The organism is Aquibacillus rhizosphaerae, assembly GCF_030282825.1.
Classification (GTDB): domain Bacteria; phylum Bacillota; class Bacilli; order Bacillales; family Amphibacillaceae; genus Aquibacillus_C; species Aquibacillus_C rhizosphaerae.
In genome coordinates, this window is the sequence record NZ_JASTZU010000063.1 from 458,053 (window position 1) to 473,976 (window position 15,924).

Consider the following 15,924-nt stretch of genomic DNA (forward strand, 5'->3'; position numbering starts at 1 on the left):
ATGTATAGAAAAAGGTGAAATTGAATGGTAGTGTTAGAAGAATGAATTGGAAGAAGAGGAACCTAATCCTATATAAAATGATAAGAGAAGGAGTGTAAAAATGAGTTCATTTGATTGGCATCAGAAAGCGAGGGAACAATGGGATGAAAAAGCCGAGTTTTGGAATCAAAGTAGTAAAGGCATGTGGGAGAATGGAAGTCGTAAAACAATCATTCCATTTATAGAAAAACATATGCCAAAAGGAAGATACATTGCAGACCTAGGGTGTGGCGATGGTTTTGGTTCATTGAAATTGTATCAAGCAGGCTATCGCGTGGTTGGTATAGATTTATCGAAAGAAATGATAGAAAGAGCTAAGAAGGAAAGTGAGCATAATCAATTAGCGTTTGTTGAAGGTGATTTAACTAGTTTGCCTTTTAAAAATGAAACTTTCTCGGGTTTAATGGCTGTTAATTCGATAGAGTGGACCGAAAAACCTTTAAAAGCATTAAATGAAATGCATCGAGTGTTAAAAAAGGACCATCTATTATGCTTGGGATTACTTGGACCAACGGCTGCTCCCCGTTCCAATAGTTATCAGCGTTTGTATGAATCATCCGTTATATGCAATACGATGATGCCTTGGGAGTTTGAACAACTGGCAAAAGAAAATGGTTGGGAAGTAATAGATAGTCTTGGTGTTTATAAACAAGGGGTTCGTGAAGAATTGATAAAAGATTTACCGTCAGACTTAAAACAAGCACTCACATTTATGTGGTTGTTTATGATACGGAAATTATAATAGAGTATAATGAAGCGAGATACAATGGAAGGGGTGATAGGAACGATGATAGAAAACATGATTGAAGTGGAAGGATTAATCAAAAAATACGAGAAAGCTACGGCTGTTAACAATGTGAGATTCTCCGTCGGTGCTGGAGAAGTTTTTGGTTTACTTGGTCCAAACGGGGCAGGAAAAACAACAACGATTGAAATGCTGGTTGGTCTCCGTAAACCTGACGGGGGTACGGCGAGACTTGGAGGTTTTGATATTCGTAAACAAATCGGCCATGTTAAAGAGGTTATTGGTGTACAACTACAATCGACTTCTCTTTTTGAATTATTAACCGTTTCAGAAATAATGAAGATGTATGCAAGTTTTTATCCGAGTCATGTTTCGATACCAGAATTAATTGAAGACGTCCTATTAACGGAAAAACAAAAGGATAGAGTGAAGCATTTATCGGGAGGGCAAAAGCAACGCTTGGCGATTGCTTTGGCGATTATTCATGATCCGAAAATTGTCTTTCTTGATGAACCAACAACAGGGTTAGATCCGCAAGCACGAAGAACACTATGGGACATTATTGAAAACTTGAAATCAAGAGGTAAAACTATTGTTCTCTCCACCCATTATATGGATGAAGCACATGTCTTATGTGATCGGATAGGGATTATGGATCAAGGTGAATTAATTGCCCTCGACACTCCTGCTACTTTGGTGAAGAACCTCCAATCAGATAGCGCTGTTGAATTTTCACTTTTACATAACGAAGATGATTCATTTCTACATTCATTACAAGGTGTCAAACAAATGAGCAATCAAAACGGGCGCTATGTTCTGTACACTGATTCTGTTCAATTGACCTTAACTGATTTGATTCAACAAGCTTCTACGCAAAATATCAACCTCCAAGACCTCCAAATGAGAACTGCAACTTTAGAAGATGTATTTATAAAGATGACGGGAAGGAGTTTACGAGAATGAAAGCATACTGGCAACTTACGTTAGCTCAACTTCGAATTTTTTCGCGTAATCGGCAAGTACTATTCTTCACTTTGCTGTTTCCTCTTATTTTAATGGTTGCACTTGGATCATTTATAGGTAATAGTGATGGCGTTACACTTTCGCTGACGATTGTAAATCAGGATAATACGAATGCTTCAAAGGAGTTTGTTGCTCTTTTACAGGAAAAGGAAGCGGTAGAAATACACCAATCAGATGATTTAGATGGGTCACTTGAATCTTTAGAAAACGGTGACTTACAAATGGTATTGGAAATTCCTAAGGGTTATGGTGATGCGATTTCCAATCGAATAGAAGATGACGCTGCTTATTCCTTGCCTGTTTACTATAACGAAACGAATATGTCCGCTTCAGAGCTTGGACTCACTGTTATCAATGCCACTGTTGATGAATGGAGTAAACAAACAGCGAATTATACCCCAATTGTTGAAATTGAAGCTCAAGGCGTTCGTGCCCTAAACATTAAGTATATTGATTTTCTCGTTCCTGGAATTGTAGCAATGATGATTATGAGCAACAATATGAATGGAGTTGCTGGGCAAATTTCAGCATGGCGTGAGCGTGGTATTTTAAGAAGAATGCAAGGGACTAGACTAAAAGCGTCAACATTTATAGCAGCCCAAATTACTGCGAGGTTAGCCTTAAATGGACTACAAGCTTTATTAGTTGTACTTATTGCTAATTTAATCTTTGGTGTTAGCGTTATTGGCTCTTGGTTCCTATTAATTGGATTTGTCGTTTTAGGGACATTAGCTTTTATGGCTCTTGGCTTTATTATTGCAGGGGTTGCGAAAAACCCAGAGAGTGCTGGGCCAATTGCAGGGTTTGCTACTTTTCCAATGCTTTTTTTAGGAGGAGTTTTTTTCCCGATTAGCAACATGCCGGATTTTCTTCAACCAATAGTCCAAATCTTGCCTATAGCTCATTTAAGTACGGCACTTCGAGGAGTAATGAATGTTGGTACTTCCATAACAGGACTCTGGTTGGAACTGCTCATCCTCAGCGGCTGGGCGATTGTTGCATTTATCATTGCCAGCCGTACATTTAAGTGGGAATAGGGACAGCGTTCCTATTCCCTATTTCTCCATTTAATTAAATAAAAATACCAAGCCAAATGCCGTTAACCATTGCAAGAATGAGGATGATTTTCTCGAATGCCGATACTTGTTCATCATTATTTATATCCATTTTTATAACAAGAAAAATAGCAGTACTAAGGATAGCTGCTAGTCCAATCATTGCACATAGTCGACTAAATCCTAACCAGAATGCGCACAAAGCCGTCAGGAAAAAGTAGAGTAAAGCAGGAAATCGACTGAATCCCATGCCAAATTTTTCAGATGCCCAAACAACGCTTGTTCTCTTTAAAGGAAAGGCTCGTTTATCTGCATCACGGTCAGGTATATGGTGAACCATTACCCAAGCGATACAAAATAGTCCATTGATCATGGCATTTTGTAATGCCCACTCAGGAATAGCCTCAAAGGCTAGCCAAGCACCCGCTATGCCGAGTGCTAAAACGGATGGAAAAGTAGACAACCATTCACCAATAAAAGGGCGGTAGCTTAATCGTAATGGTGGAAGAGAATAGGAAATCGCTCCCCATAATCCAATCGTTAATAGGAGTGCAAGTTTATAATGGGCGAATAGAGCAAGTCCTACTACAAGTGAACTGAGTAGAAAAATCATCGCTATACCAACACGTCTAAGGGAACGAGATGGAATTAGCCCAGTTTGTATCACTCGACTTCCGCCAGATAAAATAGCTGGACTATGCTGATCTGTTCCTGATTTGTTGTCCATGTAATCATTTAACACGTGCGTGAGTACTCCATGTATTAAAAATGCAGCAAAAACCAGCAGGAGAAATATATAAAACAACCTATTATTTGGAACGTTGTAGTATAAATATATTGGAAGCATGGTAGATACAATCGTAGTGACACTAGATGAAATAACTGCAATTCCGCGTAGTAGGAGCCAACCGCCTTTAATATGGTTAGTAAAGGATGAATCATTCATAAAAAAACTCCTTACTTGTTTCATGATTTGTAAGTTCAATCCAAAGAGAGCGCCTAACCCTAATTTAAACTTATACCCGTTTTACTTGAAATTTAAATGCAATTTTTTTCATGCTTGTAATGTTTACTAGATGTATTCTTAGGAAAAAATTCTATTTCACTTATAAAAAACTAAGCATTTAAATTTGTTTCTGGTGTTCTTGTTGATACTATGAAATGGACAAATGGAATTTCCAACAAGAAAGGACAGTTTAAATGACAAACATAAAAATCCCCTTATCCGTGTTAAATCTAGCCCCTATTCGTGAAGGACAAGATGCTAAAGGAGCTATTGATGCAATGGTGGATTTGGCGCAAGCGACGGAAAAAATGGGCTATACAAGATATTGGATTGCTGAGCATCATAATACACCAACCTTAGTAAGTTCAGCCACTTCTATGTTAATAAAACATACATTAGAACATACCGACCAGATTCGAGTTGGGTCTGGGGGAATTATGCTTCCTAACCATGCTCCGCTTGTAGTTGCCGAGCAATTTGGAACAATGGCAACGATTTACCCTAACCGCTTGGATTTGGGATTAGGTCGGGCACCGGGTACTGATATGGTGACCGCCAGTGCACTACGAAGATCGCAAAATGACAGTGTTTATACGTTTCCAGACGATGTATCTGCTTTGCTGAAGTATTTTGGACCTGAAGAGGATCAGGATTATGTAAAAGCTTATCCAGGTGTTAACACGAATATTCCTATTTATATCCTTGGCTCATCGACGGATTCAGCTCATTTGGCAGCTAAACTGGGCTTACCTTATGTATTTGCATCGCACTTTGCACCGACACATATGGAAGAGGCTATATCGATATACCGCAGTCGATTCCAACCATCTGAATATTTGGACGCACCTTATATGATGGTATGTCTAAATGTAATAGCAGCTGATACGGATGAAGAAGCTGCATTCCAGTTAACTACGATGCAACAGTTTTTCTTGAATGTGGTTCGCGGCTCAAAGACACCGTTGCAGCCACCAGTTGAAAACATGGATCAGATTTGGAGTCAGCGTGAGAAAGAGATGTCATTAGGGATGTCTAGTATGACTCTTTTAGGAGGAAAATCATCGATTCGTGAACAACTGACCAGGTTTCAGGAAAAATATAACGTCGACGAAATTATGGCAGTATCTTATATTTACGATCCTGAAAAACAAAAGCAGTCCTATGAGATTTTAAAAGAAGTAGTAGATGAAAATTAAGAGTTAAAACATAAGCAATCCCGGTTTTATTCCAGGGGTTGCTTTTTTTATATCGGAAATTATAGATTTAGGCTGCAGGTGGATTAGGATGATATAAATAAAAAATGTAGAAACAAGAGGTGTATGCTTCATCTGCAGGCACAAATTTAATTGGCAATTCTTCTTATCCATTTTCAAAGTGATACAAGAGACCCGTCCCCTGTAACAAGAGATTTGTTAAGTGTATATACTACCTTATCTAATTTTGTTTGGGGTGTTGAAGATGGAGTTGGCTTTAATAAGTTTACCTGTAGTTTTAAACAACCCATTCACAAAAGTTATAGCGGGGTTAATTCTAAGTTTTCTACTTACTCGGGTACTTCGTAGTGTTGCTAAATTTATTTTTAAACGGACTGATTTATTTGATAAACGAGATGAACGCACAGTCCAATCTATGTTTCATTCAGTTATAAAATATACGGTTACCTTAGGTTTCATTATTTATCTATTGTCTATTTTTGACGTGGAGTTTGGCAGTATCTTAGCTGGTGCAGGTATAGTTGGTATCATTGTTAGCTTTAGTGCAAGAAATTTAATTAAAGATCTTCTAGCAGGGGTTTTATTCCTATATGAAAATCAATTTAATAAAGGAGATTGGATTAGAATCAATCAGACTTTTGAAGGTTCTGTAGAAGATATAGGGTTTCGTTCTTTACAAATACGCCAATGGTCTGGAAAGTTACTGATGATAAGAAATAGTCAGGTTCACACAATGCAAAATTATAATAAAGAAAAAATGCGTGTGATCGAACACCTTACTATCAGTTTTTATGAGGATCCACAAAGGGTATTTAGCATGCTTGAACAGGCCTGTAACCGTCTTAATCGTGATTTGGGAAATACTTTGAAAGAAGATAAAGATGGTAATCACATAGAGCCGTTTCATGTTTATGGAGTATACGCTTTAAACGATAAGAATATAGGTTATCAATACACAGTCACAGGGCTTTGTAATGATGCCTCTTATTTCTTTGCTTCAAAAGAAACTAGAAGGATATTAGCAGAAACAATGTACGAAAACAAAGTTCAGATGGCAAGTGCGTTAATAAAAGGAATGGATTAGAAGCCTTACTACAAGAAAATGTGGTATTGGAAGTATTATGTCGGTAGTTATCTGCTATTAGTACTAAAGGTAAGTAATGATATGCAAGGAGAATTTCTGGAAACTATTTCTGAGAGAAATCTCACAGAATGAAAGCTTTATCGGACAACTTCTAGTGAAAACGAGTCATCGTAATTATTTATAGATGTAAAGCAGACCATCTATTGTAAAAAAGTTGAGGTATTCAAAAAAGTAAAGGTAACCTTTTCTAAAGAAGTCTGACTATCCTACTTCATTGAAACTTCTAGTATTTTCACATAGACATTCAGAAAGTTTTGCTAATCAACGATGAGACAATTGAAATGACAGGGATTCTATATCTTTAGTCCATGTTGTCCATATCTCTAGAAATGTCAGTACCTGAAATAATGAAGTCGTCTACTTTTTCCTTCATTTCAGTTTTCGTCTTCTCTGTGAAATCAGTCATAGCTTTATAAAATATTAGGGAGTGAAGATCGTCACGTTTCTAAAAAAATTACATAAGAAATGGCACGAATATGGAACGAATTTTCAAAAGGATAGTACAAACTATTGAGAAGAAGATAGTAGATTTTAATAACCGTTTCAAATTAGTTTATCTAGTTAAATCGCGGGTATGGTTTAATAGATTTTTAAAAGGAGGAAATCGAGAATGCCTGTTCAATTAAAAAGAATCTACGAGAAAGCTAACAAGGAAGATGGGGTCCGTGTTTTAGTGGATCGAATTTGGCCAAGAGGTATATCAAAAGAAGATGCACAAATCGATTATTGGATGAAGGAAATTGGTCCATCGAATGATTTACGAAAATGGTTTGGGCATGACCCGGATAAATATAATGAATTTAAAAATAAATATAAAGATGAATTTCAAGATGGAGAGCAACAAGAACAGCTTGAAAAGCTAAAGGGAATCACTAAAAAGCATAATAAAAATATAACACTATTGTTTGCAGCAAAAGATGAAAAGTATAATCAGGCAAAAGTTATTAAAGAAATACTAGACCATCAATAAGGAAATGGTTACCTTTTCTATTACAATTAAGCCTTATAAGGGACACCCAAGTCGAGTTACGTTTAATCTCATGTATGTTGGGAAAACAGTCATTAGTATCAAAGAATCTACAAATTTTTCAAAAGGATGATAGTATTATGTTAAATATTAAAGATAAGGTAGTTATTATAACTGGAGCTTCAAGTGGAATAGGGGAGGAAACAGCAAAGGAACTTGCACAAAATGGAGCAAAGGTTGTCCTCGCAGCTAGAAGGGAAAACAGACTAAAGGAAATACAGAAAGTAATTGAAGATAAAGGAAATACAGCGACTTATAAAGTGACGGATGTTACTTCTTTTGATGAAATGGAATCACTAGCTCAAACAGCACATGAAAAATTTGGGAAGGTAGATGTGATTGTAAATAATGCGGGGCTTATGCCATTATCTTTTCTAAACAAAAGGAAAATAAATGAATGGAATACAATGATTGATGTGAATATTAAAGGAGTGCTAAATGGGATAGGCGCCGTATTACCATATATGCGTGAGCAGAAAGAAGGGCATGTTGTTAACATATCTTCTGTTGCGGGTCATTCTGTCGGACCAGGAAGTGCTGTTTATAGTGGAACAAAATTTGCTGTTCGTGCCATTACAGAAGGATTACGTAAAGAAGAGTCTGCAAGTAGCAATATAAGGGCAACCATTATCTCACCGGGTGCGATTGAAACAGAGTTAACGGATCATATTACTGATGAAGATATTAGAGCAGCTACTGGAGAAATTAAGAAAATGGCAATAGAACCTGAACATATTGCGCGTACGATTCGCTTTGCAATTGAACAACCAGAAGAAGTCGGAATTAATGAAATGGTTGTGCGCCCAACGGTACAGGGGAATTAAAAGGGACATGGGGCAGCCTTGTCCCTTTTAATTTCAAATTCATCCGTTTAGTTGTACAAAAAACGACCCCTATGCCCCGCCTACTTTTCACTGTTGTTCTTCTATAATGCTTTTAGTAATTGTCTGAACTGAAAAAAATAGAGAAAAGTACATGATTAAAATAGGGAACCAGCATCTAAGTAGATAATGATGCGAATGGTCGGCATATCTGGACCTAGAATGATTGATTCCTCAATAAATATCTCAAACGTGCAACTATAACTCGTATATTTGAAACTGTTCGATAATATGAAGCTCAAAAGTATTGCTAAAAAAGGGGGATACAACTAATCAAAAAATTCCCATAAAACCTAGAAAATAATGTACGAAAATATTTAACCCCATTTAATTCCCTCTTAAGTTTAATAAGAACGTGTTCCTAGTTCTCTAAGTAAAAAAACTTTCTACAATAATGATGAAAATAACAAGAATTTTTTTTGATGAGTCTAATTTTGATGAGTCTAAATGGATTTTTCTCAAAATTTCAGAAGTAGTTAAAACTAGATTTGATCTTGAATATTCATCTTTTAAAGTAGATGGTGTCAACAGTTGTGAATCTATAGTCAAAAAAGTAGTGAAAAGGTATAAATATTAGTACAATATCCAGTATGTTCACGAACAGTATTTTACGATTACATAGATTTGGAGATGACATCATTGAAAGGTTTGTTTGAGAAAAAATGGTCGGTTATTGGGGTTGCAGTACTTTGTTCAATTTTATGGGGGAGTGCCTTCCCAGTACTTAAAGTAAGTTATGAGGAGCTACAAATGGCTCCAGATGACGTGATTGCAAAGATAGTGTTTGCAGGTGTGCGTTTTTTACTTGCAGGTTTAATTGTCTTGATATTTTTGTTATTTTCTAATCCGAAAAAAATCTTAGTTACACGTAGACAATTTATGGTTTTAATAATTCTAGGGATTGTACAGACGGCTTTGCAATATTTTTTCTTTTATAATGGCTTAGCAAAAGTATCAGGGATGCAAGGGGCGATTCTTTCATCTAGTGGTACATTCTTCACCGTTATTCTCGCACATTATTATTATAAAAATGACCGTTTGAATTGGAAAAAAACAATTGGAATGATTGCAGGGTTTACTGGAATTGCAGTTGCAAACTGGGGGCAAGAGCTTCAACTTAGTTTTACATGGGACGGAGAAGGATTTATGATCTTTGCTGCAATTACAAGTGCAATCGCAACGATTATGGCAAAAGAATTAGCAATCGGAATCCACCCGTTTGCTGTCACCGGTTGGCAACTAAGTATAGGAGCAATCATTATGCTTTTAGTTGGTTTGCCGCAAATCGATTCTGGTGCAATTGTATTTACAGCGTTTGGCTGGGTACTATTATTATACTCCGCATTGCTTTCTGCAGTTGCTTTTGCACTTTGGTATTCTTTATTGAAATATAATCATGCTGGAGAAATAAGTATTTATAAATTTATTGTTCCCGTAGCAGGAACTTTACTGTCTTCTCTATTTATTCCAGGAGAAAACTTAAATATATTTATTCTTGTCGCTATCGCAATGGTTGCAATGGGAATTGTTGTCGTGAATTTAAAAAGAAGTTAGGAGAGCATGAGGATAAATCCTTGTCGCTGTTTTTTCTATTTTGTTTTCTCCTGTAGAAAAACTATACGGAAAATCGTGAAACAGGGATAACTATTGTTGTAGATATACTAAGTATAAAAGTAGGAAAATAGTAAAACTGTAACATTATCTTAACCTTGATATAAAAGAAATGGAAAAGGGACAAAGAAACCCTCTTTGTCCTGGCTTTAAGAAACTGTTAGCCAATCGATTGCGTCATCTCTTTCTGTGAGATTAAAATGCTTAGCGTTCATATTTGGTAAAAAACTACTTACTTTTGTAACAAGTTCCATCCATTTTTTGTCACTGATGACAGCAAGCTTGTTCACATCATTCCAATGCTTGGCATCAAACTTTAAGTCTTCTATTAAACTTTGGACAGAATAACCTTTAAGATCTTTAATCATTAATAATAGGTTAACTTTTCCGTCCGCAGCATTTTTAAGTTTAAAATATTCTTTGAATTCAATCATGTCTGTCTCGGTAATCTTACCCTCAACATGAACTTCAACTACGGATTCTAGATTATTTGTTCTTAGAGTAATCAAAATGAATTCCTCCCTTAAAATACAATACCCGTCTGTAAGATTTAATAAACACATCTGTGGGACACCGAATCTGCCTTTAAGTCCCCCCTACCAGAGCTTTGGCGATGGACAACGACCTGAGACAGTCATCTTTGTCATTACGATGGATGGAAAGGAAAATGCAAGCCTGGAGTTTACCTATGGTAAAGTAAAGGAGCTTTTGAACCTCTCATGACTGAAGTCACAAGTGTTATCAGCTTAATCATAAATTTTGACCAAGAAAAGCAATTGACGATTTATATTTCTAGGAGCAAATATCGATACTGCTCAAGAAGCTGACAACCTAGGAATTAATAACGATCATGCCTATAGTTTTCAGGCTTCAAGTATAGGTGTTGAGATCATGTATGATATGGTTAATGAAATTATTGTAACTAAAAATAGAAAATAAAGGGGAATGGGCCTGTTCATAAGTCACGAGTAAAGTATAATAGTATGAAAACTGCAATTGAAAAAGTGGTGAAAAGATTGTGAAAGCTTATAAAAGGCTGAAGCGGGGATATAGGTTACTTACAGACCGGCGTTACAAGCAAGGGGATTTGTTAGCTGGAAAATATTTAGTTAAGTCAGCGTTAGGAATGGGTAGTTATGGGATGACCTATTTGTGTATAAATTTAGAAAGGCAACAGTTGTGTGTCATAAAGCAAATGACGAAAAGCAAAAAGCAGAAAGTAATACGTGAGCAATACAACCATGAAACGCAAATACTAGAACACCTAAACCATCCAAATATTCCAACATTTTTTGAACAGTTTATATTTGAAAAAAATTATTTTTTCTCTATGGAGTACATAAAAGGACGAAATTTAGAAGATGTTTTATTTGCAGATAAGTTCAGTTTTACTGAAAGAGGATCGTTAGTTTTAGTTAGAGATTTACTGAATATTGTTGCTTATGTACACTCAATGGGGATTATCCATGGAGATATAAGAATACCGAATGTGATTCTTCAAAATGATAAACCTTATATTATAGACTTTGGGTTGGCTGAATTGTTCGAAAATCCAACAGAAACAAGTAAGAGAGACCAGAAGGAAAAGATTGATTTGCTTAGAGAAGACTACTTTGATATTGGTGACTTATTGTTGTTCTTGCTCTACTCTAATTACGGTACGAACGTAAAAAAAGGTCGTTCTTGGACGGAAGAATTAACACTTCATCCACAAACGACTTATTTTTTAAAAAGGTTATTAAACATTAGAGAACCTTATACACATACGTTAGCAGCTATAAATGATGTCAATCGTGCAATAGTTTGTTTAAAAGATTAGACTTAACTACTGCTGCTCCCGTACCCTTTTCTTTTATAACGATGACTTCCTTGGAATGGCGAATGTCTATGGTGACCACTACTACTGAAACGTCTAGATTTACGGCCGCTTGAGCTATGCTTATACCTGCGGTGCTTTTTTTTGCTACTACTACCACTATATTGTTTTATTTTTTTTAGAAATTTATCAAACATTCAAAAGACTCCTTTCCATGTAAATATGAATACGAATATGTTAATCATAATGTTTCAAAAAGTTCAATCTTTTTTGTTGAGTGTAATACAAATATTAATTATTACATTAAAATTAATCAGCGAATTTTCTGTTGGATTTTCAAGTGAAGATAACCTCAACATACTACTAGTTCTGTTTATTACCACATGTTTTAAAAATATTCCCTGTGGTAATTTTTTTAAAACATTTCCCATTTAGATTAAGCAAGAAGAAAAGTAATCATGAAATTCATCATTCAGAGGGGTTAATAAACAAGCGATTTTTGAAGGTAATTACGTCTTGTAGAAACAATTTAAATAATCCCTTACATAATAGAGAGATTTGCTCTCATGTAACTAAAAAACAATCCCCTCGTAGTTTTAGAGGGGATTGTTATAATAAGTTTCTATATATCTCATTAATGGCTTCTTTATAACATAGTTCTTAAAACTGACTTTATTTTGCAAAAGCCATTCTTACGGCAAGTACTAAGAATGAAAATGAAAAAAGATTAATATTCTTTGTTTCGTTCATGGTTAGTTCCTCCTAAGTGTCTGAATATTTAAACTAATGCAAGGATAGCATGGTACTTGAATTATTAAAACAATCATGTAAGGAAACTTAACATGGTTTTTAAGTTTCTTTTTCCGAAAATTAATGCGGTTTATTTAAATAACTGTACACCAATAGATAGAAAACCCAGATAATGAGTGCCATTGTATCGGTACTCATTATCTGGGTTTTAGCTTAACTATTTTGTTAAATAATTCTCCGTGTAATATGGTTGTGATTCTTCATTAAAAGCAACACCGACAGCGAGTGCTTCAAAATCTGAATGTAATTTATTTTCGCGATGTCCAATCGAGTTCATTAAACCTTCGTGGGCGAAGATACTACTTGGTTGACCTGCTGCGAGGTTCTCACCAGCCATTCTATACGTAATATTATCTTCTGTCATTCGATCAAAAGGTGATTGCCCCTCAAGGTTTGTATGGCCAAAATAGTTGTTGTCAGCCATATCTTTACTATGGTCGCGAGCAGTTATTCTTACTGACTCATCCCAACTCAAAACGGAAAGGTTGTGGTTTACCCTTGCGGCATTGGTAAGGTCGAATAGTTGATATTCGAATCCAGCTTTTAATTCCTCATTTGCCTCCGCAAAATACGCTTCTTTTTGTTGTTCGAGTTCTTCACTAATAATTTGAATCGCTGTTACTGTCAAATTTTCATGCTTATCGAAAAAAACAGTTACATAATTGTTATCGATATGGAACGTGTTATATTCTTGATTGTTTTCAATCTGATAATTGACAAACCCTTTTCGAATACTTTTAAGTGGCTCATTTAACATGGAAAGAACTGAATCTCTCGTACTGTTGAAGGTAATCCCTTGTGTTGATGTTAGTAAGTCTTGATTCGTATAAAGTCCGATCACTTCATTGTCATCATTATAAGCGGTCATGAAAAAGTTATGATAATTTTCATGGTAAGCAACCCAATTGACCCCGTATTCATTTAATGAAGTACGTTTGGGTTGGCCAGCTTGTTGTTCTACTTTAGAACGGTCGTCACCAAGCTCGATATTATGAACAGAAAACGACTGTTTAGATGGTCCATCAAGTTCAGGTTTATCAGGTGTAGGCTGGCTAGGTTCTTTAGTTTCATCTACGTTATCTTTCAATTTATTCAATAAAAGTTGAATTTCATTATTTATAAATTCTACTGTTTGAATCACTTTTGGATTCTCTTTTATTTCAATAACATCTGAGCGCATATCTTCATAAACGCCTTGAAAACCAGATTGGTTGAAGGTTTCTCCATAAAAATGCCAAAGAGCACCTACAATAAGTATTAAAAAGATGATACTCCGTACTTTTGGCAAATTAGACACCTCATTCATACTAATAAGTAAGTTATTATTGTAGCAAGTTTTATATATATAAACAATAGCGGGGACGAAGGGACAGTTCTCTTGCTCTTTTAATTTTATATCAATAATATGGCAGATGATAATTCGATATTTTTAATATGTTGAAAAAGCAGGAAATTGTAATGGTTAGTTGAATAGAATAACTAATATATCTTTTTATCCATAAATCTACTTGATATGCTTTAATATTACAAATAAGTATATTATATTTCATTTTATAGACATTTTATTTATTGCGGTTTGGTTGTAGATTTTATTGGGTAGATATAAAAAAATAGGTGTAATGGAGTACACGTGGAGGGCGCCTTATGCAACTTAATAAAAATAAATTACCTTTATATATTGTTTCGAGTATTTTATTTGGTTTGAAGACGTATATTGCCTATCGTTTTTTATTTAATATTTCTATAGAAAATTTTTTGCAGGAAATCATTTTAATTATCAACCCCGTTGCCTCTGCATTACTTGTATTTGCTGTGAGTGTTTGGCTCAAAGAAAAGTGGCAAATGAGATATCTTCGTTATTCTGCTCTGCTTGGATCACTTATATTGTATTTTAATTTGATTTTCTATCGTAATTTTACTGACTTTTTAACTTTACCAGTTTTATTTCAAGGTAGTAATGCAGCGGATTTAGGTTCAAGTATACTGGCCCTAATGTACCTTCCCGATATTTTCTTATTTACAGATGTATTAATTATTTGGTATTTAAGTAAGAAGCATTATTTTCCGGTTAAAGAAAGCTATAAGAAAAAGTCAAAGAAGTTAGCGATAATAGCAGTAACGTCTACGTTATTTGTGAACTTTGTTTTAGCGGAAATTGAACGTCCACAATTGTTGCAAAGAGCTTTTGATAGAGAATATCTAGTTAAAAATTTAGGCATTTTTAACTTTCATATTTATGATTTAGTGTTGCAATCTAAAACAAAAGTACAACGTGTGTTTGCCGATGGAACGGAAATGACAGAGATAAGGGAGTATGTTAAAAATCATCAATCAAGTAAAGAAGTGTCAGACTTATTTGGTGTTGCTGAGGATAAAAATGTTATTATCGTGTCGTTAGAGTCTGTTCAAAGCTTTGTGATTAACAATACTGTCAATGGAGAAGAGATTACACCATTTTTAAATGAACTTATAGAAGAGAGTTATTACTTTGAAAACTTCTATCATCAGACAGAACAAGGAAAAACCTCAGATCATGAATTTTTAGTAGATAATTCTTTATACCCGTTACCTAGGGGAGCTGTTTATTTTACCCATAGCCAAAATGAATATAATCCTTTGCCAGAATTATTAAAGGGGCAAGGCTATTATTCTACAGTTTTCCATGCCAATAATAAAAGTTTTTGGAATCGGGATGTCATGTATGAGAATAATGGTTATGATCATTTTTATGAAGAAGAGGCATATGAAATCAACGATGATAATTCAGTAGGATGGGGCTTAAAAGACAAACCTTTTTTTGAACAGTCGCTTAAATATTTACAGTCTATTCCACAACCTTTTTACTCCCGTTTTATTACCTTAACGAATCACTATCCATTTAATTTAGGAGAGGACGATGCTTCCATTGAACCTTATGATTCAAATTCAAAGACTTTGAATCAGTATTTTCCAACGGTTCGCTATACAGATGAAGCATTAGCGTTATTTTTTGAACAATTAAAAGAATCAGGTCTTTATGAAGATTCTATTATTCTAATTATGGGTGATCACTACGGGATAAGTGATTTTCATAATAATGCAATGAGTGAATTTCTAGACAAAGAGGAAATCACACCATACGATCAAGTGCAATTACAACGTGTACCATTTCTTATTCATATACCTGGACATTCAGGTGAAACAATATCAAAAGTGAGTGGTCAAATTGATGTGAAACCAACATTACTTAACCTCCTTGGTGTGAAAAATGATAAAGATATTGTCTTTGGTACAGACATATTCACTGATACAAGTAAAGATAATTTTATTGCTCTAAGAAATGGGAGCTTTATAAGTGAAAATTATATCTATACAAAAAATCAATGTTATGACAGGTTGACAGGTGAAGTCTTAGCGATTGATGGTAATGCCTTACAATCTCCTAAAGCAGGAGATAATCCATGTGAACCGATAAAAGAAAATGCGGAAAAAGAATTATCTTATTCTGACAAAATTGTCTATGGAGACTTGTTCAGGTTTTATGATTTTGATGAAAAATAACTAGAAAAATCAT

Annotated in this window: 14 protein-coding genes and 1 pseudogene; 10 read left to right on the forward strand and 5 right to left on the reverse strand. The window is 35.0% G+C overall.

Features of this window, described 5'->3' with window-relative positions:
* The first annotated feature begins 100 nt into the window (after nucleotides 1-100).
* The 3 genes from QQS35_RS22295 to QQS35_RS22305 are packed head-to-tail and all read left to right on the forward strand — an operon-like array spanning nucleotide 101 to nucleotide 2,844.
* Complete coding sequence (locus tag QQS35_RS22295; protein WP_285934468.1) at nucleotides 101-781, forward strand: class I SAM-dependent methyltransferase; 681 nt, start codon at nucleotides 101-103, stop codon at nucleotides 779-781.
* A gap of 45 nt (nucleotides 782-826) precedes the next feature.
* Nucleotides 827-1,747 carry an ABC transporter ATP-binding protein gene (locus QQS35_RS22300; protein WP_285934469.1) on the forward strand — a complete coding sequence of 307 codons (921 nt, stop codon included), beginning with the start codon at nucleotides 827-829 and terminating at the stop codon, nucleotides 1,745-1,747.
* Nucleotides 1,744-2,844 (forward strand): ABC transporter permease, encoded by a 1,101-nt coding sequence (locus tag QQS35_RS22305; RefSeq protein ID WP_285934470.1) that lies wholly within the window; start codon nucleotides 1,744-1,746, stop codon nucleotides 2,842-2,844. Before QQS35_RS22300 ends, QQS35_RS22305 begins: the two co-directional genes overlap by 4 nt.
* Before the next feature lie 34 nt (nucleotides 2,845-2,878).
* Here QQS35_RS22305 and QQS35_RS22310 read toward each other — a convergent pair whose 3' ends face one another.
* Nucleotides 2,879-3,808 (reverse strand): prenyltransferase, encoded by a 930-nt coding sequence (locus tag QQS35_RS22310; protein ID WP_285934471.1) that lies wholly within the window; start codon nucleotides 3,806-3,808, stop codon nucleotides 2,879-2,881.
* 254 nt (nucleotides 3,809-4,062) lie between these two features.
* On the opposite strand from QQS35_RS22310, the gene QQS35_RS22315 reads away from it, so the two are divergent.
* On the forward strand, nucleotides 4,063-5,064 hold the full coding sequence (locus tag QQS35_RS22315; protein WP_285934472.1) for an LLM class flavin-dependent oxidoreductase: 1,002 nt from the start codon (nucleotides 4,063-4,065) through the stop codon (nucleotides 5,062-5,064).
* A gap of 262 nt (nucleotides 5,065-5,326) precedes the next feature.
* Complete coding sequence (locus QQS35_RS22320) at nucleotides 5,327-6,166, forward strand: mechanosensitive ion channel family protein (RefSeq protein ID WP_285934473.1); 840 nt, start codon at nucleotides 5,327-5,329, stop codon at nucleotides 6,164-6,166.
* A 297-nt stretch (nucleotides 6,167-6,463) separates the two neighbouring features.
* Here the strand turns inward: QQS35_RS22320 and QQS35_RS22995 are convergent.
* A pseudogene (locus QQS35_RS22995) lies at nucleotides 6,464-6,635 on the reverse strand (nitronate monooxygenase); the annotation flags it as partial.
* A 201-nt stretch (nucleotides 6,636-6,836) separates the two neighbouring features.
* Here QQS35_RS22995 and QQS35_RS22325 point away from each other — a divergent pair.
* From QQS35_RS22325 to QQS35_RS22335, 3 genes are all read left to right on the forward strand, one after another.
* Nucleotides 6,837-7,196 carry a DUF488 domain-containing protein gene (locus tag QQS35_RS22325; protein ID WP_285934474.1) on the forward strand — a complete coding sequence of 120 codons (360 nt, stop codon included), beginning with the start codon at nucleotides 6,837-6,839 and terminating at the stop codon, nucleotides 7,194-7,196.
* Nucleotides 7,197-7,333: 137 nt separating this feature from the next.
* Complete coding sequence (locus QQS35_RS22330) at nucleotides 7,334-8,077, forward strand: SDR family oxidoreductase (RefSeq protein ID WP_285934475.1); 744 nt, start codon at nucleotides 7,334-7,336, stop codon at nucleotides 8,075-8,077.
* 696 nt (nucleotides 8,078-8,773) lie between these two features.
* Nucleotides 8,774-9,688: a DMT family transporter gene (locus QQS35_RS22335; RefSeq protein WP_285934476.1), complete on the forward strand. Its 915-nt coding sequence runs from the start codon at nucleotides 8,774-8,776 to the stop codon at nucleotides 9,686-9,688.
* Between the two features lie 206 nt (nucleotides 9,689-9,894).
* On the opposite strand, the gene QQS35_RS22340 is transcribed toward QQS35_RS22335, so the two are convergent.
* On the reverse strand, nucleotides 9,895-10,254 hold the full coding sequence (locus QQS35_RS22340; protein WP_285934477.1) for a SpoIIAA family protein: 360 nt from the start codon (nucleotides 10,252-10,254) through the stop codon (nucleotides 9,895-9,897).
* A 509-nt stretch (nucleotides 10,255-10,763) separates the two neighbouring features.
* On the opposite strand from QQS35_RS22340, the gene QQS35_RS22345 reads away from it, so the two are divergent.
* Nucleotides 10,764-11,564, forward strand: a complete 801-nt coding sequence (locus QQS35_RS22345; protein ID WP_285934478.1) for a serine/threonine protein kinase — start codon at nucleotides 10,764-10,766, stop codon at nucleotides 11,562-11,564.
* A gap of 2 nt (nucleotides 11,565-11,566) precedes the next feature.
* On the opposite strand, the gene QQS35_RS22350 is transcribed toward QQS35_RS22345, so the two are convergent.
* Both QQS35_RS22350 and QQS35_RS22355 read right to left on the reverse strand, forming a co-directional pair.
* A complete protein-coding gene (locus QQS35_RS22350) occupies nucleotides 11,567-11,758 on the reverse strand; it encodes a hypothetical protein (RefSeq protein WP_285934479.1) in 192 nt (63 codons plus the stop codon).
* A gap of 770 nt (nucleotides 11,759-12,528) precedes the next feature.
* Entirely contained in the window at nucleotides 12,529-13,659 is a 1,131-nt protein-coding gene (locus QQS35_RS22355) for a CAP domain-containing protein (protein WP_285934480.1), read from the reverse strand.
* Nucleotides 13,660-14,015: 356 nt separating this feature from the next.
* Here QQS35_RS22355 and QQS35_RS22360 point away from each other — a divergent pair, with 356 nt between their 5' ends.
* Entirely contained in the window at nucleotides 14,016-15,911 is a 1,896-nt protein-coding gene (locus tag QQS35_RS22360; protein WP_285934481.1) for an LTA synthase family protein, read from the forward strand.
* The last annotated feature ends 13 nt before the right edge of the window (nucleotides 15,912-15,924 follow it).